Below are 23,070 nucleotides of genomic sequence, written 5' to 3' on the forward strand. Positions count from 1 at the left end.
GCGAGATGACTATGTTTAAAAAAACCGTTGCCGCTTTTTTGTTGTTAGGGACCAGTCAGCTCTTTGCGAATGCAGAATCTGATTTATCCCATTTTTTTAATAATTTGGGGTTTGATGCCAATGTGACGGGATCGCATGCCTATCAAACACAAGCGGCGGGTTTCGCGGCTCTTGGTTCTGTATATGCCCGTAATCAAGTACGTACCATCCGCCTTGCGCATGTGGATGTGCCTGGGATGCGTTCTGGTTGTGGCGGTATCGATCTCTTCGCAGGCGGTTTTTCCTTCATCAAGTCGGATCAGATTGTGAAGTTCATGCAAAATATTTTATCAGGAGGAGCAGGCTACGCATTAAACCTGGCCTTAGAAACAGAATTGCCTGAAATTGCACATGCGATGCAGTTTATGCAAAAACTGGCGAATGAAATTAATGGCACCAATTTTAATTCCTGTGAAATGGGTGAAAATTTAAGTGCTGCGGTGTGGCCGCGAAATAGGGCGGCACAACAGCGTCTTTGCGAAGATTTAGGTCGCCACAAAGGAACCTTTACGGATTGGGCCATGGCACGTCAGAAATGTTCCACAGGTGGTGAAGCCGATTCCATATTAGCTGAGGCTAAAAATAATCCTGAATACAAAGACCGTGTGTTAATTAACACCAATATTGTTTGGGACTCCTTACAAATTAATCAGTTTATTGCACAAGATCCTAAATTAGCCGAAGTGTACATGTCCATTTCAGGAACCATTGTCTTTAACGCGAAAGGGGCGTTAATGACTTACCCCTCACTTGCAACCAATCAAGATTTTATTAAGGCCTTGTTGTATGGAGGAAAGTTACCTAGTTACCACTGTACTGATACAGGGCCACAGTCGCATTGCTTATCCATTGATGCCACAAGCACACAAGAAATCAGTGCCAAAAAAGCTTTGGTGGCTCAAGTCCAGGAATTACTGCAGGGAATTTATGACAACATTAAAATGGGCAAAGAGTTATCCGATAAGCAAAAGGGACTGATTGAATTAACACAACCTGCCGTTTTTAATCTTATTTCTGCCAATGCGCAACAAAACACGGGTATTCAAGGCAGTTATGAGTTGGCTCAAAGTGTGGCAACGGACCTTTTAGCACAATACCTTTCCAATTCCCTCGATATTATTCGTGCCTCTCTCTCAGGAAAAGAACTGGGTGCTCACAATGAAGAGCGGTTATACAAAAACCTGCAACTAGCACAACAGTTTGTAGCACGTTTTAGTACGGAGAGCCGTGAGCGGTTTAATGCAGCGTTACAGACGAATGAATTAATTCGCAACAACGTCAAACAAGCATTAAGTGCATTAACACCCACTTTAAGAACAGCCTATTATGGAGACGCGCAATGAGTCTTTTAACCATTTATACGCCTCAAAATGGAGAGTATCTAAAAACAGTACTGGATGCCATGGTCACGCTGCTTGGCACGTCAACCTACAAATCGGCTCAGGACATAGTGAGTATTCTTGCGGTAGGCATTGTCGGGTTTCAATACGTGAGTGGTAAAAGGATTCAAGCCATTAGTCGTTATGTTTTGTGCACGTTTGTCTTTTTGTTCTGTATTTTAGGAATCAAAACGCCGGTAGCTATCATTGACATGCAAACAGCGGATTCAGCGGGACCTGCACTAACCGTAGATCATGTTCCTTTAGGCGTTGGTCTTCCTGCGGCACTTATTAGTGGCATTGGGTATGGGATTACTCAAGTATTTAGTGACGTGTTTCATATGCCGCAGGATTTAGATTACACCCGAACTGGCATGTTGTTTGGTTCACGTACCTTCTTAGCGTCCACCAGTTCTAATTTGTCTTTGTCGCCTGAGCTCTCTCGTGATTTATCCACCTACATTAGGCAATGCATTTTTTCAGCCAAACTTTTGGGGAGTCAGCAAATTGCACCCAATGAGATGAAGAACAGTTCTGATTTAATTCGGCTATATTTTGAGCATCCATCTCCCATTTATCGTGTCTTATTTCATGATGGGTCTAATTTGAGCTGTATTGAGGCTGCAGCACGTTTAAAACCAGAACTTAATGAGGGAATAGAAAAACAACTCGTTCATTTATCCAATATTATGACCAAGGGCGACAAGGAGAAGTTTAGTGATGGTTTGGCGGCAGCTCATTCCTATTTTATGAACGTGTCCAAAGATGCAGCCCAAGTACTCACACAAAATATTTTAATCAATGCCACCCGAGAATCAGCCCTTGATGCCTTTGCTTTTGCTGGTGCGGATGCGGAGCTGATGAATTACACCAACAGTTCCAGTTTGCAAAAAATGCATGTGGCTGAAGCGAACAGTTTTTGGCTTGCAGGGTATCGGCTTCCTTATTATATGACCGTCTTTTGGATGTTGACTCTGTGTATTTTTCCTTTAGTGATGTTGTTAGCGCTGGTTCCCGCCATGCATGGGGTATACATGATCTACATGCAAACCCAAGTGTTTTTATGGTCTTGGCCTCCGATGTTTATCATTATTCATTTTTTTGTGTCCTTAGCTTCCTCTACCACACTGACTTTATTTGGTTCTAAAAATGGTGGGGTTACTTTTTCAACCATTGATTCCATCGCCAGTATTCAAAGTAGCTTTGCGTATACGGCAGGGGGCTTGGCTATTAGTGTTCCAGTGATTTCCCTTTTTATTGCCAAAGGCTTACCTAATTTATTAAGTGCTGCGTCTCAACATCTAGGAGGAATGGCGCAATCGTTATCTACAGGAGAGGCTCAATCGGCCACGCAAGGAAATATCTCCATGGCGTCTTACAGTGGTTGGAACATGAACTACAACAACACGCATGCGAATAAATGGGATACCAATTATCAGCATATGGAAGGGCGGGCTACTGTTCAAACGGATAATGGTGCCTTGCTTTCGCAAGGATTGGATGGGTCGCGCGTGATTAATGCACAGTCTGCAATGAGTCAGATGGCAACGCGATTACACGCATCCGACCGAATCAGTGCCTCATTGCAAGACAGTGCAAGCCAATCGTTCCAGAATGCCCAATCGCATCGAACCAGTGCAGACTCTCATTATCAACAAGCCTTGAGTGGACTCTCTCAATTTAATGAAAGCGATGCCAGTGAGGTACGGGAAGGAACGGGTATTAATAGAACGCTCAGTAATGCGTTGAATCAAGATGTTCGTCAAATGCAAGACGCGGTTAACCAATACAATCAGCATCATGACAAATCAGGACAAGTGTCGTGGGATGCGGCGGTTTCGGCCAGGATTGATACACGCAAAGGGGTATTTGGATCGTTCGCCCACGCAGTAACGGGTATTTCTGGGGAGGCGAGCACGAGTTTGAAAACAGGTTTGTCTGCTTCTAACTCGGTTCAAGCCTTTTTTAACTCCAGTGAAGGTCAATCATTCTCTAGCGCATTGAACCACATGGAGTCTACAGCTAAGACGCACCACATGGATGCCAATGATTCGTTTAACTTGTCGAAATCGGAACAAATCGCAGCCAACCTATCTCAAGGACATGCTTTATCCGATATGGCCTCAGCAGAATACAGTAAGGGAGAACATTATCAGCACATGGCTAATCGTGTGAAAGAGCACTCCGACGGGATGGATAGAGTATTGGATCAAGCGTTTCACGATTGGGCGGTGCAGCATCATGGGGTGCAAGCTGAAAAAGCATTGATGGGGACAGACGCTTCGAGCTTAGACACGCAACAACAGTTGGCTGATCAGTTTATGAGATCTTCCCAAGGGCAATCGGCAGTAACAGCGCAAGTAAGCCGTATGATCCACTCATCATCTGATCAAGTGAGAAGTCAATTTGAAGCGCAACGTGCTTCGATGACTGCTCATCAAAAAGCACTCATCAACCAAGCTCATCAGGATGGTGCTGGAGGCGTTTTAAATAAATCGCAAGAGAGACATTTAAGCCAGGTGCAAGACAACACCATCCAGCAAGCGCACGATCTGCGTATGGATAATCGAGAGGATTTATCGAAGGCCTATCAACACCAAGAGAGCAGTACCCAACAGGAGATTAAGGCATCTGAAGCGGATTTAGCGAATCGCCAAGCAAAACAAAAAAAAGATTATGTAGACAATGATCGCGGGTTTAAGGAAGGGCGTTATGAATAAGCAAAAACTCGCGCTTACGTGTGCGCCCAGTGCATTGGCTTCTTCAAGAAGAGTGGTCAAACCGATGGATTTAAAATCATGAAACAAAGCTCCTTGCAAAATATGTGGCAATTTATGAGTGGCGGTCAGATTTTTGACTATAAAACAAAAATGATGATTCAGGTAAGTCAACGTATTTTTCACTGGGCTGTCTTAGGTTTTGTCGTGCTTTTTTCGCTGATTATGGCGTTTTATGCATCGTCTGAATTGAAGCTGGTGGTGCTTAACCACATTTCAAGGTTCTTGGTTAAATTCCATTATGGGGAGTATGTGTTATGGACCAATCTGAATGGGAGTAAAATTACAGCGCTTTTTTATCAAAAAAGTCCCCTTATTCAAGCATCCGTGCAGCAGGCACAGGACGCTCTTTGGAGAAAAGCGCAAGTTTCTTTATTTTTTGGTGGAGCGGTGTATTTGTTGATTACGCAGTTGTTTTCCCGTTTCTTTATTAAGTTAGGTGAAAAATACACCAAAGATCAATTTGTTTCTGGTACGCGCTTAGCGTCTTCGCCTAAAGAAACCATCAAATCGGTCAATGAATCACAACGTGGTGCTTCAGAAATTAAACTTTTGAATCGCCTACCTATGCCTAAGTATTCTGAAAAACAAGGGATGTTGTTTCATGGCACAACGGGGGCTGGAAAAACGCAAGCCATGATGATGCTGTTGGAGCAAATTAGGGCGCTGGGCGAGCCGGCAATCATTTATGATAAAGAATGTACCATCAAACCTTATTTCTTTGATGAGCGCATTGATGTTGAACTCAATCCCATTTCAGAATTATGTGCCAATTGGAAAATGTGGCGAGAATGCGCCAATCCGTTGGAGTTTGGTTCCTTTGCCACGTATTTAATTCCTAAATCAGTTCAAGGTAGCGATCCGTTTTGGGTTGACTCAGCAAGAACCATTTTTACCTCGATGGCGTGGAAAATCAGGGATTATGTAGAAAAAGATCCGGTGTTTCTTCTGCAGTTATTACTCACCACCTCATTGGAGGAAATCAGGAACATTCTCAAAGGGACTGAATCTGAAAATCTGGTGAGTAAGGAAATTGAAAAAACGGCCATTTCCATTAAATCCGTGTTGGCAACCTATACCAAGGCGCTTCGCTTTCTTGAGGGACTTGAGAAGTCGGGTAAAGAAGACTTTTCGATTAAAGAATGGATTGAAAATACAACCGATTCTAAAAAATACAATAAAGGGTGGTTATTTATTACCTCACGCTCCAAATACCATAAAGAGATAAAGCCTTTAATTTCTCTGTGGTTAGGACTAGCTATGCAAGGGGTGCAATCCTTGGTGGCTAATAATAAAGGGCGTATATGGCTTGTCATGGATGAATTAGCAAGCCTGCATCGTTTAGAAACCATTTCAGACACTCTGGCAGACATTCGTAAATTTGGAGGGTGTGTTGCCATTGGCATTCAATCCATTGCGCAATTAGATTTTATCTATGGAACCCATGAGGCCGGAGCCATTGCGGATCTACTCAATACATCCATTTATTTTAGGAGTCCAAAATCGAAAGTGGCTAAGTGGGTTTCCGAGGACTTAGGTCCACAAGTGATTAATGAAATGAAAGAAAGTCAGTCTTATGGTCCTGATTCTGTTCGTGATGGTAATACGGTGGGTTCGCAACGCACCAAGCGAAATACGGTCGAAGAGGGCGATATTATGACTCTTGATGACATGGAATGCTATGTTCGTTTGGTAGGAAACCATCCCATTACCCGCTTGAAAAACAAATACATTGAGCGTAAAGAAATTTGCGTACCGCTTATTGAGCGAACCATCAATTTTGATGCATTGGAAAAAGTAAATCACCGCGCGTTAATGGTGCAGAATAACCCTCAAAGAAATGACGACGTTAAAAAAATCCATCAATTTGAAACATTGGCGCATGAGGTATCGGATAAGGATTTAGTACCTCCTGAATCACTTTATGCGGAACCCAAAGACCAAGCTGCAGCTAACAAAAACGACACCGATGCTATTGAGTTGCGTGAGGCGTCCATTGTTATAAAAGAAATTTTTTAAGTCATCCAGGGAGGTATTATGTTGACCTTAAATAAAATAAGTGCAGCTAAAGACGCGGTGCATTATTACACCAATCAAGATAATTATTATTTAAGCGATCGAGATTCGCTTAATAGTCTGTCACGATGGATAGGGAATGGTGCACAAAAGTTACAGCTGTCCGGTCAAATTGAGCCTTCGCAATTTTTGCAGTTACTAGACGGACAATTACCCAGTGGGCAATTGCTGGGTATTATTGATAAAGGAGAACGTCTGCATCGTCCTGGAACCGATGTGACTTTATCAGCGCCTAAGTCTGTATCCATTTTAGCCCTGGTGGGGCAGGACGCGCGCTTGCTTCAAGCCCATCAAGAAGCCGTGAACATTACCTTTGGTCGGATTGAGCAGCTGGCAGCAGAAGCACGCATTACATTTAATGGCGAAACCACCTTTGAAAAAACCCGTAATTTAGTAGCAGCCATGTTTGTCCATACAACCTCTCGTGAATTAGATCCCGATTTGCACACGCATGTACCCATACTCAACATGACCGAACGTTCGGATGGATTATGGCGTTCTTTATCGTCACGAGCAAAAAATGATAAAGAACATCTGGATCATGGTTTTCGTGAATTAATTTATTCTAATCAACATTATTTGGGATTGGTATACATGTCCTCTTTAGCGAAAAAAGTTAAGGAGCTGGGCTACGATATTCGCATTAAAGACAGGTACGGTAATTTTGAGGTTGTAGGTATTAGTGATGAGGCTATTACTGCTACGTCCAAAAGGCGCGTACAGATTCTTGATGATATGAAGGAACGTGGCACAAGTAGTGCGAAGGCTGCTGAAAAATCTAATTTATCAACGCGCAACCCCAAAACTGAAATAAACAGTCAAACGCTGCATCAGCAGTGGGTAGACGAAATTAAAGAGCTTGGTATTGATTTGAGGGCGATAATCCAGGATTCCAAATTAAATAACGGACGAGGAGCGGTTAAAAGCACTCACACTACACCTTTAAGCCCTGATGCGCAAAAAGCCGTGAATGATGCGCTAGCTCATTTGTCCGAATATTCTACGCAAATCCAGCATGGGGCTTTGGTACGCCAGGCCATGACTTTTTCAGCAGGTCTTGTGGGGCATGAGGACATTGAGCGGGAAATTGAATCGCTTTTGGCGGCAAGGACACTCCAGGGGAAACCCTTGGAATATTATACAACGGCGCCTCTTCTTGCCCGCGAGAAGGAGTTTATTGCAAAAACTACCAACGAGTTAAAAGTAAGTTTTTCGTTGTCCGTACCAAATCACGGGCTCACATCTTCAGTATTTAAAAATAACGAACGCATTCAAATCATTGATGTAGCCGGTTTTCGGTGCGAGAAAGAGCTGATTCAAGACATGGTGCATCTTGCAGAAGCGCATTTTCTCAATTCTTATGTACTTCACCCTGGTAGCCTAAAAACGCAGCAACTTCGAGCAGATATCAAGCATTTGGATACAGGATTTATTTCCAGGATTAAAAATTTGTTTAAAGACGATATTGTACATACGGTGTCTGGGTTTCAATATCATTATGGGAAACACATCAAATCGTCACCGTTTTTGAGAAAAAAGCAAGATTTGGTGATTGTCCATGATGCACAAAAACTTTCTTTTGATGATTTATCTGCGTTAAGCGATATTACTCAAGCACACAGAAGCAAACTCATTTTATTGAATAACTCGGCAGGAACCTTAGGCTTTAGTGCAGGAAATCCTATTAAGATTTTAAAAGAGCAGGGCATTCATTCGTATAAATCGTTAACAGCGCCTATCAAAGGGGAGCTCAAGCTCTCGATTGGAAAACAAGTTAATGAATCCATGAGTACCGCTTGGCTTCAATTGACTCCAGAACAACAGCAAAAAAGTGCGCTGGTTGCCTTGAATAACAAACAAAAAGAGGCCATAACGTGCCAGATACGAGAAGGGCTGGTGCAACAGGGTCAGTTATCAAGATTTATGAAAAAGGTCTCTGTTTTGACGACAGTTTCCTTGACACAAACGGAAAAAGGATACGCTCACTCTTATAAAGTGGGTGATAAAATTACGTTTTATAATGAAGGGCGAATACCGAAGCACTATAAGGTGTGTGAAGTTGATACCAATGGGCTGCATTTAGAAAATGCCCAAGGCAAGACAAGTCTGTTTTCTTATAACACCAAAGAAGACTTTCGTGTATCACGAGAAAAAATACTGGAAGTCGCTGTTGGTGAGCGGTTAATTAATGAACAATCCCTAGTTCATCAGCGCGTTAAATATGCGCCTAAGAGTTCGTTTGTTGTGTCAAAAATTACTGAAGAGGGAATTTATGTTCGCCATGAGTCCAACACCTTATTTTTGACTAATAAAGCGTTGTCCGAACATCATTTTGATTATGATTATTGTAAAAAACCGCATGAGATAAAACCAGACACCACACAAGTGTTTATAGCGGCAAGACCGTACCAGCTCAATCGTAATCTCATCGGAGAAATTGGTGAAAACGCACAACAGGTGCTTTTATTTACGGATGATGAACAAAAAGCACAGCGCTTTTTAGAGAGTGTGCAATTGAAATGGACTGCTTATGATGTGCAACAAAAAAAGCCCGATTTAGTCTACCGTGATATAGCCTATGCCAATAAGGCTTTGGCGCGAGAAATCAACTCGTTAATTCATCATCTTGAGCTTAAATCGGAAGACAAAGAGGGCATTGCGGCTACAGCGCTCACGTATGCGCTTGCGAAATGCACAGAACGCAATGCAGCCTTTAAACACAGTGATTTAATGACTCATGCGTTGATGCATGCATTAGGAGAGGCCGATTTTGAAGACATTGCCCCATTACTTAAATCGCGAATGGCCGAGTCGCTGGTGTATATGGATACCTATTGGACGACCAAAGAGGCGTTACATATTGAAGAGGCGATTCTTCGCGCTAATTACCAAGAGCAGAATACGGTACAGCCCATTGAGTTGTCATCGCAAAGGCTTTTGTCTTTACCTGAAACCTTAACACAAGGGCAAAAAGATGCCATCACGTTGGTGGTGAGCACTTCCGACCGGTTTGTATCCATTCAAGGGCTTGCAGGTGTTGGTAAGACCACAATGATGCGGCATGTGAAGGACATTGCTGAAAACAATCAATTTCAAGTCCTTGGACTTGCACCGACGCATAAAGCCGTAGAAGAGCTCAATGCAAATGGTATCCAGGCACAAACCGTGGATAGTTTTTTACGCAATGACGGTGGGTTGGGTGCCAGTCACTTAGTCATTGTGGATGAGAGTTCCATGATTGATAATGAGAAGTACCATGCCTTACAGCAAAAGTGCATTGACGCTCAATCTCGAATGGTGTTTACAGGGGATATTACGCAGTTGCAATCTCTAGCTTCAGGAATTCCTCACGAGCTCACTATCAAAAGCCAATCGCAAAAAACAGCGTTTATGACGGAGATTGTGCGTCAAAATCCGAACCCTGAATTAAAAAAAGCAGCGGAGTTTGCATCACGTAGAGAAATTAGCAAGGCTTTTGAACTCATAAAAAACATCGATCCTGAAGAGTATGTGCAGCGAAAAACATCGATACAGGGATTGAATCATTCATCACTGGTTGAAATTAATTGTACTGATGAGGAAGGAAAGAAGGACTATAAATCCATTTATCGTGCTATCGCTGATGATTTTCTCAGCCGAACCCATGAGTGTCAAAAAAATACGCTAATAGTTGCTCATGCGCATGAGGATAGAACACCCATTGAAGTGTTACTACGCGATGGTTTGCGCAAGCAACATCAACTACACAGTCAAGATATATTGTGTAAGCGCTTATTTCCAATCAGCCTGGATCAGGCCGACCAGATACAAGCACATTCTTTTGAACCAGGCGATGTCATTCGGTTTGGTAAAAACTATTCAGTGGCTAAAAAGGACGAGTATTTCACCGTCAAAGCCATTGATAGTGAAGCAAATAAATTGTTCTGTGTTGATGAGTCGCAGGTTGCGTTTACAATCAGTGCTTCTATTTTACCCAAAACAATGCCTTCCTTTTATAAATTGCACGAACGGCCTTTAGCCTCAGGGGATCGGATTCGGTTAAAACGAAATGATGACGTTCGCGGCATTATTGCCAATGAAGAATATACGGTCACACAGGTTTTTGGTGAAACAGTAGGCTTAAGCAACAGTAAAAATCAGGTCACGCTTAATTTAAAAAAACAATCAGATCTTCATTGGGATTATTCCTATACGAATACGGCTTATTCAAGTCAGGGTGCTACATCCAAGTTCATGATTGCCTTGGAATTGGAGGACCGTCTTGTTGTAACCACCCATCGATCTCATGAAATTGATGCAACTCGTGCCAGCCATCAAGCAACTTTTTATACCGATAATTTTGATGGATTGGTTAAAAGACTTGAAGATCCCCTGAAACAACGCGATGCGGATAAAACCTCTGCTGTATTGACCGAAGAGGATTATCGATTGAAGCAACAGAAACAGCAAAGAATCAGTACTCAGTTAATGGATCGTGCTCAAGAACACATTCTGGACGAAGCTAAGGAGCAGAGAAACGATTCTCGACCCGCAAAAAAATATGAGTCTGCTCAAAAGCCGTCTATTAATGCGGATGAACTGTATAAAGGATTATTGAACGTATCTGATTCTTTAGTTAAAAGCCTTTTTGGCGAGCCTAATCATCGATTATCAACGCAGTCTGAATATCGATATGGAGCCAAAGGCAGTTTGAAAATTGATCTTGATTCAGGTCTTTGGCACCATTTTGAGACAGGGGAGTCCGGTAACTTATTTCATCTCATTGAACGTGAAAAGGGTTTATCCGGCTTTAAAGAAACTTTGGAGCATGCGGCGCAATACATCCATTACATCCCTGAATATGAGCGTAAAGCACCACAAAAATTGAATGAGAAAAAAGAGATGTCAGTAAAAGAAGGGAAACGTCAATTAGCCCAAAAGCTATTTCAACAATCACAACCTATTAAAGGCACAATCGCTGAAAAATATTTAATCATCCATCGCGGATTGGCTCATTATGAGCATGCTGATCTAAGGTTTTGTAATTCGGTATACACCAAGACCCATGATGGGCAAAAGCATGTTCCCGCGTTATTGGCTTTTAGTAAAGATGAACAGGGTAATATACATCATGCTCAGATAACAAAATTAGATCTTCATTCTGCACATAAAGATAAGTCGTGTGAGCCTGTGAAACAAACGTTTGGTTCAATCAGTAATTATTTTGTCAACTTAAATCACCATGGTAAAGGCGATATGGCCTATTTTACTGAAGGGGTTGAGACAGGATTAAGTATACTTCAAGCCAATGAACATGCGCGTGTATATGCTGTATTGGGTAAAGCAAATTTTTCAAATATTGATCCAAAAAATACACCCAAACAGGTGGTTATTTGCTTGGATAATGATGGAAAAGACACTTATAAATACGCAAAAAATGAACAAACCAATACGATTATAAAAGCAGCTCAGAGATTACATGATTCTGGTATCCATGTATCCATTATGATTCCTAAGAAAGAAAATACCGATTTAAATGATGTTCTTGTTAAGGAAGGAAAGGATGAGCTAAAAAAACAATTAAACCGATGTCTGAGTTTCGAGGAATTTAAAAAACAATGCGCTTTAGAAAACAAGGAATCGGAGCTAAAAAAAATAAATCGGGATACACAAATTCAGTCTTTGATAAAGCAAGAACGCAAACTTAATGCACAAAGTGATAATGAGTTTATAACACTCAATCAAGGATTAATTAATGGAATTAAAGACCGTGTGTACAACAAAGAGTTTGTAGAAAATACTCGTACTTTTAATAAATCACAGTCTAATCGAGAAATGGAGCGAGAGATTTAAGAAATACCTTTTAACAAATTTGGAATCATCCGTTCAATCATGGCTAATGCAGTTTCTGCATCATAAGCACCGATTTTAGACAAATCTTTGTTATATACACTGTATAAAATTTCAGTAATAATTTGTATGGAGCGAACACTATTTTCGAGTAATAATTGGGTTGATTCATCTGTCTTTTTTTCTAAAGATTGTAGATAAATACGTGCGCCAAATGACAGCATTTCTGCTGCAGTCACATTTAATTCGTTGTTATTCATTTTTGCTATTTTATTCAACGAATGAAGGGTATCTGCGCCAATATCAATAGTTATTTCCATAACGATTCACCTTCTTCTATAGGGACTGTTTTAAGTCCAATTCCGTTCATTTTAAACCGAACTTCTTTATAAGTATTATTCTGAAATCCTGAGAAATTATCGTTTAAATATTCGATGGTTTTTTGTTTTATTTCTTTCAAAGAGTCGTCATTAATATTGGATGAAATAACTAAACTTTGATAATGATTGTGATACATCAAATGGGGTATGGATGCATGAATTTGTTCAATCATTTTTCTTATATCTTGTAATGGATTTTCATTTTTTCTCTGCGGTGAAATCTCATTATGTAAACAAAATTCTAAAAGAAATTTTAATGCTTTTGCAGGTGATGCGTCTGATGAGCCTCGTTTTTGTAACTCAAATTGATGTGCAATTTTATTTAAGTACTCGCGCTCATATTCTGAAATACGTAAGGTAATGACATCATTTTCTTTCATAGAGAGGCTCATTTATTGAATCAAAACAAGTATACAATAGTATCATTTATGTATACAACTGTATTTTTAAGTTGATATCCATTGATTTACAAGGGTTTCATGTATACAATTGTATACATGAGTGTTTTACTTTAAATTACTCGTTTTTTAATGGTATTGAATTATTTCAATATAAATCATATGGTTATGTGCACGTTTTTTAAGCAATCACATTGCGTGGTGTGTGTAGAATCAGAAAATACAACTAGGCACAATCCTTGTGAAGTACTACTATTAGTATAGTTAGAATGATGGATTATGGAATAAATAAAGAGCGCGAGCCTTTGCGCGTTTGTGAAGGAATAAATTAGTTATCTAAATAGGATAAAAAAATGAAACTATTTTTTCAAAAGGATGCGATAATTGATCGTATAAAAAAATTAATACAATTACTCATCCGAATTAAAGATTTTGTATTAGAACCACCACCAGGTTATCTTGAATATCAAAAAGCCATTGCATCAAAAAATGAACATTTTAATTACATGGAAAATGAATATTTTAAACGGCATATTTTACCTTACATGATTAAAGGTCATAGTGTAAATCAGGGCGACCATTCTTCCATTAATCAGCAGCAATTATTTAATAACCATTCACAAGATACTTTTAGAGTAAATCCTGTCACTGGCCTGCCTATGATTGGTTCCTATGATGCGGGAGGGAATCCATTTGGTTTTAATTACAATCACTCCATGCATCATCATATTAATCATCATACCAGCTTTAGCAATATACATACGAGTAACCAATTTAATTCATTTGATTATTGGAATAGATAGTTAACATGAAAAGCCAGCTTGGAGCTATTAGATCAGAAAAGGCATGCTCTTGAATCCAATCAAGCTGGTGAGAGTGTCAATCAATGTGTACGGACTTTAAATATCACGTAATGTAAGTACAAACAGCCCAAGCTTAGTTTTTGTGGTGAAGCTTAACGCGAATACTGCAAATTATGCTGAACAATTACCGATTAGGGTTTTTAGCATAAACATACAAAAATAGCATCAATTTCTATTTGATTGGTGCTGTTTAAATAGGTTTCAATTAAGTATTCAGATTGTTTGTTCGGATCTTCGTCATCTTCAAAAATGGCCTGAGTAATTTTTTCTATAATATTCATAGAACCGCCCCTTATGTAAAGGCCGTAATTTAAGTTTACGGCCTGTTTTATCTGCTTAATCAATCGCGGCATAAATGTCAGTAGCTTCTTTGTGGTATTCGATGTAATCCCGCAACAAATAATATTGATGGATTGTTTTATCCGATTTAGTTTTCCAACACAGTTGATTAAGAACACATAGGGTTGTAATAATTCCAGCAGCATCTGCACTCACTTCACCATCATAGCCGTTGCCTTCCACATATATGGGAAGTGGCTCGTCCATGTCGGGAGCTAAATAAAAACCACGATTGCTCAATTCGTAAAAATGCCAATAGCCGCCTTCGTAAGAAGAGCATATCACTTTTAATGTGTTGTAGATTGCTTGTTCTGCCCTTATCATCATGGTGCCAAAATGTTTAGGCAAAAAAGAAAGGCGTTGCTGATCGCTAACTAGTTTTGAAGTAATGATTGTTGTCATTTTTGATCCTTAATGTTTTCTATTATGTTCCTAAGTGAACAAATACATTATGGCAAAAACCAGTAATTTTGTCAACAAAATACATCTTTTAAATTGACGCTTTTTGTTATTATATGACGATGCTATTTCATTCCACGATGTAATTTATTAGCTTCATCGGAATTGATTTGTTGCGTTCTTGTTATAAATTCAGACGCGCTAAGCCTTTGACCTTGATCTAGCTCAAACCTGCTTATAGATGCAACAGGGTGAGGGGGCTTTCTTGTTCCCAAGTGACTCGCACAAGGTATTCATCCTGTATTTTTATATAGATAATATGCGCATAGAAAATTATTGCCTTTAAAAAATCGCTCATGCTCAATCCAATCTTGAGAGTTTTTGTCAATTGGCCAGCAAGGTGTGTGTATTTGATCGTTTTTATAATGATTTTTTCCTTTGAATAGGTCATTTAAAAAATTTTTAAGCCCCTGGCTTCTAAAATAAGTATGCCTCTCGTCACCATAATGTTTAAAAAATAGTTCGGAAAATCGCTCTAAGGGGCTTTTTTCGATAACAAAAAAATATGGTCAAAGGAGGGGTTTAAGAATCAAATAGCGTTTAATATCAGGCCTTTTTAGCAGCAAATTATTATTGTAATATAATTTTAAGCGTTGAAAATTGAGAAAGCTGTGGATAGAATAACTTAGGGTAATTAATCCACCTACTATATATAGCGTTATCAAAAACTCTTTTACACTCACATCCATTGCTTACTCCATAATTCCTAAATCAAAAATCTTTAAATGAGGACTTTTAACGATCGGTTAATTATAACATTCTTATGGGTAATTGGCGTGTACGGTGATTCAGTTACGTTGCACATTCTGTTAAAATTACATTAATGACAATCAATCTTATTTGATTTTGAGTGCAATCGGGTTATAATATAATTAACCATACCCGCCACGCCTCTTAACAATGCGGACCAGGGCGGGTTATTTATTTTATGCATTCAAAAATGGTTTTTAATAAACCACCTCTTTCCATACCAGAACAAATACATCACTTACGGCAAAAAGGGCTGTTGCTGGATAATGAACAAGAAGCTAGTCAGTATTTGACGACCATTGGTTACTATCGTTTGATGATTTATTTTAAACCTTTTCTCATTAGCTCTGCGACAAGCTCTCACCAATTTAAACCCAACACGCGATTTTCGGATCTTTTAAATTTGTATGCATTTGATAGGGAGCTGCGCTTATTAGTTATCGATGCCCTAGAGCGAATAGAGGTTTCTTTTCGTACCGCTATATCAAATGCCATGAGTTTGAAATATGGCGCACATTGGTATCTAAGCATGGATTTATTTTCTTCGGCTGAGCAACATCAAATGTTTTTGGAGGAGGTTAAATCACATCTGAAACGTTCACACGAAGACTTTATTAAAACGTATTATGCTAAATATAATCATCCAGAACACCCACCAAACTGGATGGTCATGGAATGCATTTCTTTTGGTACAGTGTCCAAGCTCTATGCCAATATTAAAGATCGTACTGTAAGAAAAGAAATTGGTGATACTCTTGGACAATATAGTGAGATCATCAAATCATGGATGCGCTCACTGACTTATACCAGAAATTTATGTGCTCACCATTCTCGCTTATGGAATCGGTTTTTCGTCAATAAACCCAAGGTTTCAGAAATAACAATATCTTTTGAACATAACGAAAGCCCTTTCTATCTTCAAGCTTATATTATTCATGCATTATTAAAAAACAGCTCGCCAGGCAATCATTGGCGCAAACAATTGTTTCATCTTATGCAAAATCATCCTTCTATACCCTTTTCAAAAATGGGATTTTCTGAGTATTGGGAACAAGATGGTTTATGGTTGTTGGAATAGATAATCTCAATAAACCAATTCGATAACACTTGATGGGAACACCTAATACCTTTTGTTATTGGGGTTATAGAGCACAACCCCAATAACTCCGTTATTAATTTTTTATGTCTGCGCTAGCTACATTGCCAGTTATAATACTTTGCTGCAATTGCGATGCGATATCATTCGGTAACTGCGGCAATAAGATCGTACTGGATTTGTTATGTGACCCTATTTCTTTTAATGTATCAAAATATTGAGTAATCAATACCAAGTTCATTATCTCTGCAGACGATACCCCCGGTACGGACTTTTGGAAATCTTCTACAGAATGGCTTAGCCCATTGATAATTGCTTTTCGTTGATTGGCTGTTCCTTCACCTTGTAATCGCTTGCTTTCTGCTTCTGCCTCTGCCTTTTTGACCATCAATATTTTTTCTGCTTCTCCCTTGGCTTGAGCGGCAACTTGCAATCGTTGTTGTTCGTTAATTTCATTCATTGCATTTTTTACTTTGGCTTCTAACTCTATGTTCGTTACTAATGCTTTGATAATTTCAAATCCAAAGTCTTGCATTGTGTCGGTTAAGTGGCTTTTAACGGCATTAGCAATGCTGTCTTTTTTTTCAAAAATATCATCCAAGATCATTGTTGGCGTTTCAGAACGAACTAGATCAAGGACATAGGCTGTAATTTGTTGCGTAGGATCTTCCAATTTATAGTAAGCATCATAAACTCCGCCATCTTTGATGCGATATTGCACGGAAACTTGAATTTGGACAATCACGTTATCTTTTGTCTTGGTTTCGACTTTGACATCTAATTGTTGAATTCGTAACGATAACTTACCGGCAATCCAGTCAATAAAGGGTATTTTAAAATTAAGCCCCGCATGTGCAATAGAGTGATATTTCCCTAAGCGTTCAATAAGTGCAACTTCTTGCTGTTTGACAATAAACAGACCTGTCAAAATAAAAATTAACAAGATAACAGCGATACCAATTAATAGTTCGATCATCATTTATATAACTCCTTATAGTTATAATTTATTATTTAGTTTTAAAAAAAAAATTCAGCAGTAACGGCAGGAATAGAAACGGCCATACATATAAGAAATAACTGACAAATTTTTCTCGCATGGATTCAAAAATGTCTTTTCTTGCTGCATTTGGAACGTAGTAGGCGTGGGATAATTCTAATACGAGCTTTTTATCCTTTTTATCTCTCAAATTTACTTTAATGGCGTTATCTCCCCACGTTTCTGAATAGGTAAATTGATAGGGATGTGTGTTATTGGGTTTCATTTCATTAATATTCACCACATCAAAATCACTTATTGGTTTTGGGCTTTCATCTGAAAACCTGAGCTCATAAAGGAGCTGTTTGCGTTTTACTTGAATATCCGGTTTTTCGTTAGGGTTATACGATTTTTCAATTTTTGATTCAATTACCTTTTCTTTGAGTGGAACCAATTGAAGAGTGAATGCGCTCATGTATCTTTTTTCAGCTAACGCAATTAATCTGTTTTTTATCTGTTGATTTCTGCGCTCTAGTGTTAATCGCTTATCCTGAGGCAAGCCACCTTGAGTCAATAATTGATTATTGCGCTCGTATTCACTATACAGCTCGCCATCAGGTGACTCAAAATCCGGCTTATTGTAAGAGAACGGATGTCCCTTCTGCGAAAATAAAATAGAGCCTGCAGCTAACCCAGTTAAAAATTTAGAATGTTTTACCGTGGGCGATATTCGCTGCGGTTTCGTCTTCCCATGGGTATGAGCTACTCTAAATGATTTAGAAGGCCCTGAATGAGCAGGAAAGGATAAAGAAGCCCCCATGAATAGGGTGAGGGCAAAAAGCCTATTTATAGCAATTAAATAGTTATAACTTCTTAAATAACTCATGTGCGATTCCTTTAGGTAATTTTTTATCAAACCATTTCCAGAGTTCGAATTTATTCGTTCCTTTTTCAAAATGAAGGAAATCTTCTTAAATTTCATCATCATCGTTTATTGGTACATCCACTAATTGGTGCCATAAATTTAAATAATCCATTGTGTTCCCTCCTAATAGCGAGTAGGCTAGAAAAAATCTAGCCTACTTAATTGAATTCCTCTTCTTCGGTATAGTGCAACCCATCAATAAAGGCTTGAGCTACAGAAACGGCCTCTGATTCAGTTTTTAAACCACAAAATCCTTGGACGGTATGGCCATCACAATCATCGATGCGAATATCCGCTATATAGCGTTCATCGGATTCTTGATAACTAATTTCTATTTCGTGTTCTTTATAACGAAGTGTTTTAATCACTCTAATCGGCTTTAAGAATAAATCGTCTGAAACGATTTCTATGACATCCCAATTAATGCCTATTGTGGCATCATGATTTTTTTTAAGGTGTTGTAATACGATACTTGCTTGCTCTTTGCTGAGTAGTGGCCTCACATCCAACACATCATCTATAGACCAAACGATGCTGATTTCTTGTATTAAACTATTTGTTCCGGCTGTTGATATATTGCTCATCAAAATCTCCAATTTTTTATTAAACAGTTAATTAGTGGTAACTCCCTGCTTATGCAGGGAGCATTTTCGAAGTCTAATGATAAGAAGAATAATAAAGAGGGGCGCCATCCCAAAGACTTGCATGCGAGAAGGAGTTCATGCGTACTATGCCTTGCGCGTTTGCTCTTTTTCGAAATGGTTCATCAATAAAACAATTAGGTTTGGCTTTTGTTTTTCCGCAAAAAGCATCGTTGCTGTCAGTGACTTTTTCTTGAGCAATTTCTCTGAGTACCACAGTGGAAGTTCCAATTAGCTCAATGACCTGATAAAAGTCAATGTTAGTTTGCTCGTAACCCCAAGAAGCATAGAGAATGGAACCGATTTGAAGAGGGTGTTTAATCATGATTTATTCCTTATTTTATCTATTATGTTCCTAAGTGAACATCTATAGTATGGCAGACCATAACAAAACAGTCAATATAATAGATGTTTTTAATTTATCTATTTTATGGATTTTATTTGTTGACAAATTTGGTTCTTGTAAATAAACTAAGTAGTGTCATTAGGACAATAAAAGAAAACGAGGTAATTATGATTCATCTAAATCAAACCAATGCACCACTTGAGCTGGCCTTTTCTTTAAACGATTTATTGAGAGCGTTAATGCTTACATCTTCATCTACCAGAAATCAGGATATTTCTTATTCTTACTGGAATAGGTTGTCCATTAAAGAAGCCATCGGCACTTATTTGGAATTAAATACTCTTGTTCATTACCCCCAGCTGTGCAATGCACTAAGGCGGTTGGAGCGTTTAGATTATCAGGTAGAACTTTCTCTGGGGGATATTCCTGAGATGAATCAGCAGGGTATTGAGTCGATGATCTATTCTTTAGAGACAATAAAAAATAAATTATTGGGTGCACGAACTCAAAAAGCCACTCTTGATGCTCAATTCAATAAGCTCGTTTACCTGTACGGACAAAATACAACAGTGCCTGTATTGCGTGCTTTTAAACCTTATTATTATTTGCGAAGAACAAATTACTATAACCAGTACACTACACGTGCCAGAAAAATAAATATTTCCGGTGTTCCTTATTTCATGCATTATCATGGCCACCGATTACAAAAACTAAAAAACCTTCATGAATTAAATGAACACCATTTATTAAGTCACTATTTTGATGCGACAAAACAGGATACAACAGCAATAACCCCAACAATGAGAACTTATTTGTTGGGAGGATTCATCAATACATCCGTGTTTGCGTTTCGTTCTAAATACGATTACAAACAAGCTGGTAAAAAATATTACATCGATTTGGCAACAAACAAAACGTACACGCGACTAAATGATGCAAAAGATTGTGCATTTCAATACTGCAACAGTTCATCACTTATTTTATTAGAGGCTTATTAATGAAAAAATTATTGCGATTCGAAGTGAAACAAAATTTGCGTAGACCCTCAAGGGTTTACGTCAAATCAACGGATGGGAAGAACATTTATGGTTCTTTTCATATGAATGAGCCGGATTTATTTGATGGTTGGGATAATCTTTCAATTAATCAAACGATTGAGTTAAAACAGTTCATGCAGAATCTTAAGGCCATTCATCAGCACTTGCATCCTTCACCAACAAGCACGTTGCTCGATTTGCGCTTTCGATTGCCTTATGAATTTATCGATGTTTTGGAGCAGATTGAAATTATTTGTGACGAACAAAAAGTGGAGTTAAACATCTTTGAACCCATGGTTAGTAGTATGATACAGCAAATTAAAGTTGTAGTAGGGAAGCTTTCAGGTTCCAGCAAAGAACAAGCGTTAACGTTACTGAATCGGGTAAATCTTGCCGAATATAAAAAGCAGGATTTTAGCAATCAAATAAAATCTATTTTTTCAGAATTACAAGCCGTTGTTAATCGTTCTGAAAAATTGCACCACAAAGCGAAGACTTTATTTGATAAGGATAAAAGCTATTCTCCTATGGCTATTAAAGGCATGGCTGGTGGAGAAACAACGCCATCAAAATGGCTAGTAGCTTGTGCTGTTGAAGTATTGCTCGATGAAAAAAACGATATGCTTTTTAAGATTCTCACCGAGGATGATGTGTTTATGCTATGGGCTAAACAATTGCTCGATCAAGAGCATAGTCCTGAGAGCATCATGCATAAAATAGATACGCTCAATAAAAATGAGTTAATTAATAAGATTAAATGCTATAAAAAATCAATATGATAAAATAGTAACCATTTGCATAGATAATTTTTACAAGAGAGGTATTGATAGTGTTCTTAACATTTACAAACGTCTTTATCATTTTGCTAGGCCTTGTGCTTACGTGGTGCATTCTATTTTCTATTTTCAATGAAAAATCATCGCAGCGTTTGGGTATAAAGCTAGGGATCTTGGTATTGTTCCTATCTCCATTCATCGCTAAATTAAGTTATGATTTTTATGCGACTGCTTCGCGTCAATTGTTTCTTATGGGTGCCAATGGTGAAATTCAATTAGCGTATTCACCATTAAAAGTGCCAAAGAACCAAAATAACCATTATTGCGATCGCTTTACAGACAGCAAAGGTAATTTATTAAACCGCTCTACAGTAGGTGATAAGCATCTATTTTGTGGTGTTTTTTGGAATATGGGGGAACATGATGTGGTGTTTTTGCCTTACAAACTTTTGGACAATAATAAAGCCATCTATTGGGCTTCACCAGAACTAAAAATTATCGGCCCAATGCCTCCTGAACTCCTTTTAATAAAAAACAAAGAAAAAAATACCCATTCTATTTCATCAGTAAAACCCAATAGAATTTATGTTGAAGCAGGTAAAACGGCGCATATTATAGTAACAAAACAATTTAAGCTTCCATCTGATACGGCTCATAAGGAAAAAACAGTTTTATCTGGGACAGTGTTATCAGGAGTTACTCTAAAACCGTTTTACGCTTCAGAAAAACAAAGCCAAAGACGTTTTAAATTATTTATTGGAAACACAACATGTATCGCATCGTCAGATACACATATTAGACCTGATTACGATACAGCAACTGCTATGGCTAAAATTATCAGCTTAAATTGTTCTAATGATGAGGAACATGCGATTCCTATAGAAGCAATAGCGACCATTTCTGGAAGAACACTATACCCTAAAGAATAAACGATGAGCTAAAGCACTCACACCATGATCAAAAAAGGGAACTGTTATAATGCGCATAAATCTAAAAACACCAATATACTACTTATCGTTTTTACTGTTGGTTTTGTCTTATTTGTCGCTTTCTTTTGAAACCGCTTTAAAATCAGGGGTATTTTCCTCTTATAGCGATTTATTTACCCCAATAACCCATATTTTTTACTGGCCAAGGTTTGCTTTGCTTCTAGCGCCTGCTCTTGTTTTGATTATTTTTACTTCTGTTAAAATGAAGAATTATGAGTTTATTTTAAAAGGGTTTTTCCTTTTTACAGCACCAGTTATTATAAGTAACAATATCAGTTTATTTTCAGCCCCTAATGTAATTCCCCATCTAAATCAGCCTCAACAATTCATACAGCTTTATTATTATGCCTCATGGATCAAATCAATAACTTGGATGGGGATTATTCTACTAGGCTTGATTTGGACTTTTCAAAAGGAACCACAGCCGACAGGAGCACAAGCCCATTAAGATATAGCGGATTCATTATCATTGCTATGGATCGGGCAGATTATTTATTACTCAACAAGTAATACAGTCTGGTTTTTCTCTGTTCCCAGCCTGTCTATAATGGCTGTTTTTATTGAAACACCTAATTTATCCGCTTCAATTCGCAGTTCTTTGTAGCCTTCATAACTATGTAACGCATCAAACATAAGCCAATGCTCATCCATTAATACACAGTTTCGCTGTTCTTCATTCATTTTTACCCCTTAACTGACACCATATTAATTATACGGTAATTACGTCTAACATTAGCAAGAACTCACATAATTGTTTTGATTGGTAAATGATTATTATCAACGATCCATGTGACATCATAAGAATTCAGTTTAATTTTTTGTACTTTCATATATATGTTCCAACGTTATCTAAAAATAAGACATAATTTCGACGTTGTACACGTTGGACGGAAATATCCTTAGGTCTGATTATCAGGATAATCAGATTATTTATATATTAATCAAGTGGTTACGTTATTGATTTTTTTAAAACTTCAGTGCCACTTAAGCATCAA

The 23,070-nt window shown here is 38.4% G+C and carries 19 protein-coding genes; 10 read left to right on the top strand and 9 right to left on the bottom strand.

Annotation, left to right across the window (positions count from 1 at the left end):
• Window positions 1-11 precede the first annotated feature (11 nt).
• The 4 genes from LOX96_RS08755 (at window position 12) to traI (ending at window position 12,103) form a co-directional block, all read left to right on the top strand.
• Window positions 12-1,382, top strand: a complete 1,371-nt coding sequence (locus LOX96_RS08755) for a conjugal transfer protein TraH (RefSeq protein ID WP_238585458.1) — start codon at window positions 12-14, stop codon at window positions 1,380-1,382.
• Window positions 1,379-4,138: a conjugal transfer protein TraG N-terminal domain-containing protein gene (locus LOX96_RS08760; RefSeq protein WP_058478551.1), complete on the top strand. Its 2,760-nt coding sequence runs from the start codon at window positions 1,379-1,381 to the stop codon at window positions 4,136-4,138. The genes LOX96_RS08755 and LOX96_RS08760 overlap by 4 nt, the downstream gene beginning before the upstream one ends.
• A 78-nt stretch (window positions 4,139-4,216) precedes the next feature.
• A complete protein-coding gene (gene traD / locus LOX96_RS08765; RefSeq protein WP_058478552.1) occupies window positions 4,217-6,214 on the top strand; it encodes a type IV conjugative transfer system coupling protein TraD in 1,998 nt (665 codons plus the stop codon).
• Between the two features lie 18 nt (window positions 6,215-6,232).
• Window positions 6,233-12,103: a conjugative transfer relaxase/helicase TraI gene (gene traI, locus LOX96_RS08770; RefSeq protein ID WP_058478553.1), complete on the top strand. Its 5,871-nt coding sequence runs from the start codon at window positions 6,233-6,235 to the stop codon at window positions 12,101-12,103.
• Here traI and LOX96_RS08775 read toward each other — a convergent pair.
• Both LOX96_RS08775 and LOX96_RS08780 read right to left on the bottom strand, forming a co-directional pair.
• Entirely contained in the window at window positions 12,100-12,420 is a 321-nt protein-coding gene (locus LOX96_RS08775) for a hypothetical protein (protein ID WP_058478554.1), read from the bottom strand. The two genes, traI and LOX96_RS08775, sit on opposite strands and share 4 nt — an antisense overlap.
• The gene (locus LOX96_RS08780; RefSeq protein ID WP_058478555.1) at window positions 12,411-12,860 is read right to left on the bottom strand and encodes a hypothetical protein; all 450 of its coding nucleotides are present in this window, start codon (window positions 12,858-12,860) and stop codon (window positions 12,411-12,413) included. Before LOX96_RS08780 ends, LOX96_RS08775 begins: the two co-directional genes overlap by 10 nt.
• A 371-nt stretch (window positions 12,861-13,231) precedes the next feature.
• On the opposite strand from LOX96_RS08780, the gene LOX96_RS08785 reads away from it, so the two are divergent.
• A complete protein-coding gene (locus LOX96_RS08785) occupies window positions 13,232-13,681 on the top strand; it encodes a hypothetical protein (protein WP_058478556.1) in 450 nt (149 codons plus the stop codon).
• 200 nt (window positions 13,682-13,881) lie between these two features.
• Here the strand turns inward: LOX96_RS08785 and LOX96_RS08790 are convergent, their stop codons facing one another.
• Entirely contained in the window at window positions 13,882-14,022 is a 141-nt protein-coding gene (locus tag LOX96_RS08790; protein WP_156413874.1) for a hypothetical protein, read from the bottom strand.
• A 55-nt stretch (window positions 14,023-14,077) separates the two neighbouring features.
• Complete coding sequence (locus LOX96_RS08795) at window positions 14,078-14,482, bottom strand: antirestriction protein (RefSeq protein ID WP_058478557.1); 405 nt, start codon at window positions 14,480-14,482, stop codon at window positions 14,078-14,080.
• 985 nt (window positions 14,483-15,467) lie between these two features.
• On the opposite strand from LOX96_RS08795, the gene LOX96_RS08800 reads away from it, so the two are divergent.
• Complete coding sequence (locus LOX96_RS08800; protein ID WP_058478560.1) at window positions 15,468-16,367, top strand: Abi family protein; 900 nt, start codon at window positions 15,468-15,470, stop codon at window positions 16,365-16,367.
• 94 nt (window positions 16,368-16,461) lie between these two features.
• On the opposite strand, the gene LOX96_RS08805 is transcribed toward LOX96_RS08800, so the two are convergent.
• The 4 genes from LOX96_RS08805 to LOX96_RS08820 form a co-directional block, all read right to left on the bottom strand.
• Window positions 16,462-17,364, bottom strand: a complete 903-nt coding sequence (locus LOX96_RS08805) for an SPFH domain-containing protein (protein WP_172462864.1) — start codon at window positions 17,362-17,364, stop codon at window positions 16,462-16,464.
• A gap of 28 nt (window positions 17,365-17,392) precedes the next feature.
• Complete coding sequence (locus LOX96_RS08810; RefSeq protein ID WP_230849093.1) at window positions 17,393-18,247, bottom strand: hypothetical protein; 855 nt, start codon at window positions 18,245-18,247, stop codon at window positions 17,393-17,395.
• A 197-nt stretch (window positions 18,248-18,444) separates the two neighbouring features.
• On the bottom strand, window positions 18,445-18,870 hold the full coding sequence (locus tag LOX96_RS08815) for a hypothetical protein (protein ID WP_058478561.1): 426 nt from the start codon (window positions 18,868-18,870) through the stop codon (window positions 18,445-18,447).
• Window positions 18,871-18,943: 73 nt separating this feature from the next.
• Entirely contained in the window at window positions 18,944-19,252 is a 309-nt protein-coding gene (locus LOX96_RS08820; protein ID WP_058478562.1) for a hypothetical protein, read from the bottom strand.
• A 188-nt stretch (window positions 19,253-19,440) separates the two neighbouring features.
• On the opposite strand from LOX96_RS08820, the gene LOX96_RS08825 reads away from it, so the two are divergent.
• Genes LOX96_RS08825 through LOX96_RS08840 form a run of 4 tightly spaced genes read left to right on the top strand, consistent with a single transcriptional unit; the run spans window position 19,441 to window position 22,523 of the window.
• On the top strand, window positions 19,441-20,271 hold the full coding sequence (locus LOX96_RS08825) for a hypothetical protein (protein WP_058478563.1): 831 nt from the start codon (window positions 19,441-19,443) through the stop codon (window positions 20,269-20,271).
• Window positions 20,271-21,089, top strand: a complete 819-nt coding sequence (locus LOX96_RS08830) for a hypothetical protein (RefSeq protein WP_058478564.1) — start codon at window positions 20,271-20,273, stop codon at window positions 21,087-21,089. Before LOX96_RS08825 ends, LOX96_RS08830 begins: the two co-directional genes overlap by 1 nt.
• A 50-nt stretch (window positions 21,090-21,139) precedes the next feature.
• Window positions 21,140-22,015, top strand: coding sequence for a hypothetical protein (locus tag LOX96_RS08835; protein ID WP_058478565.1), 876 nt, complete (start codon window positions 21,140-21,142; stop codon window positions 22,013-22,015).
• A gap of 49 nt (window positions 22,016-22,064) precedes the next feature.
• Window positions 22,065-22,523, top strand: coding sequence for a hypothetical protein (locus LOX96_RS08840; protein ID WP_058478566.1), 459 nt, complete (start codon window positions 22,065-22,067; stop codon window positions 22,521-22,523).
• A gap of 47 nt (window positions 22,524-22,570) precedes the next feature.
• On the opposite strand, the gene LOX96_RS08845 is transcribed toward LOX96_RS08840, so the two are convergent.
• Window positions 22,571-22,756: a hypothetical protein gene (locus LOX96_RS08845; RefSeq protein WP_058478567.1), complete on the bottom strand. Its 186-nt coding sequence runs from the start codon at window positions 22,754-22,756 to the stop codon at window positions 22,571-22,573.
• Between the last annotated feature and the right edge of the window lie 314 nt (window positions 22,757-23,070).

The organism is Legionella maioricensis (genome assembly GCF_023618015.1).
GTDB classification, from domain to species: Bacteria; Pseudomonadota; Gammaproteobacteria; order Legionellales; family Legionellaceae; genus Legionella; species Legionella maioricensis.

Excerpts from the sequence above, each read along its gene's own strand:
- LOX96_RS08755 (WP_238585458.1), top strand. The coding sequence starts at position 12 with ATGTTTAAAAAAACCGTTGCCGCTTTTTTGTTGTTAGGGACCAGTCAG.
- LOX96_RS08760 (WP_058478551.1), top strand. The coding sequence starts at position 1,379 with ATGAGTCTTTTAACCATTTATACGCCTCAAAATGGAGAGTATCTAAAA.
- traD (WP_058478552.1), top strand. The coding sequence starts at position 4,217 with ATGAAACAAAGCTCCTTGCAAAATATGTGGCAATTTATGAGTGGCGGT.
- traI (WP_058478553.1), top strand. The coding sequence starts at position 6,233 with ATGTTGACCTTAAATAAAATAAGTGCAGCTAAAGACGCGGTGCATTAT.
- LOX96_RS08775 (WP_058478554.1), bottom strand. The coding sequence starts at position 12,420 with ATGGAAATAACTATTGATATTGGCGCAGATACCCTTCATTCGTTGAAT.
- LOX96_RS08780 (WP_058478555.1), bottom strand. The coding sequence starts at position 12,860 with ATGAAAGAAAATGATGTCATTACCTTACGTATTTCAGAATATGAGCGC.
- LOX96_RS08785 (WP_058478556.1), top strand. The coding sequence starts at position 13,232 with ATGAAACTATTTTTTCAAAAGGATGCGATAATTGATCGTATAAAAAAA.
- LOX96_RS08790 (WP_156413874.1), bottom strand. The coding sequence starts at position 14,022 with ATGAATATTATAGAAAAAATTACTCAGGCCATTTTTGAAGATGACGAA.
- LOX96_RS08795 (WP_058478557.1), bottom strand. The coding sequence starts at position 14,482 with ATGACAACAATCATTACTTCAAAACTAGTTAGCGATCAGCAACGCCTT.
- LOX96_RS08800 (WP_058478560.1), top strand. The coding sequence starts at position 15,468 with ATGCATTCAAAAATGGTTTTTAATAAACCACCTCTTTCCATACCAGAA.
- LOX96_RS08805 (WP_172462864.1), bottom strand. The coding sequence starts at position 17,364 with ATGATGATCGAACTATTAATTGGTATCGCTGTTATCTTGTTAATTTTT.
- LOX96_RS08810 (WP_230849093.1), bottom strand. The coding sequence starts at position 18,247 with ATGAGTTATTTAAGAAGTTATAACTATTTAATTGCTATAAATAGGCTT.
- LOX96_RS08815 (WP_058478561.1), bottom strand. The coding sequence starts at position 18,870 with ATGAGCAATATATCAACAGCCGGAACAAATAGTTTAATACAAGAAATC.
- LOX96_RS08820 (WP_058478562.1), bottom strand. The coding sequence starts at position 19,252 with ATGATTAAACACCCTCTTCAAATCGGTTCCATTCTCTATGCTTCTTGG.
- LOX96_RS08825 (WP_058478563.1), top strand. The coding sequence starts at position 19,441 with ATGATTCATCTAAATCAAACCAATGCACCACTTGAGCTGGCCTTTTCT.
- LOX96_RS08830 (WP_058478564.1), top strand. The coding sequence starts at position 20,271 with ATGAAAAAATTATTGCGATTCGAAGTGAAACAAAATTTGCGTAGACCC.
- LOX96_RS08840 (WP_058478566.1), top strand. The coding sequence starts at position 22,065 with ATGCGCATAAATCTAAAAACACCAATATACTACTTATCGTTTTTACTG.
- LOX96_RS08845 (WP_058478567.1), bottom strand. The coding sequence starts at position 22,756 with ATGAATGAAGAACAGCGAAACTGTGTATTAATGGATGAGCATTGGCTT.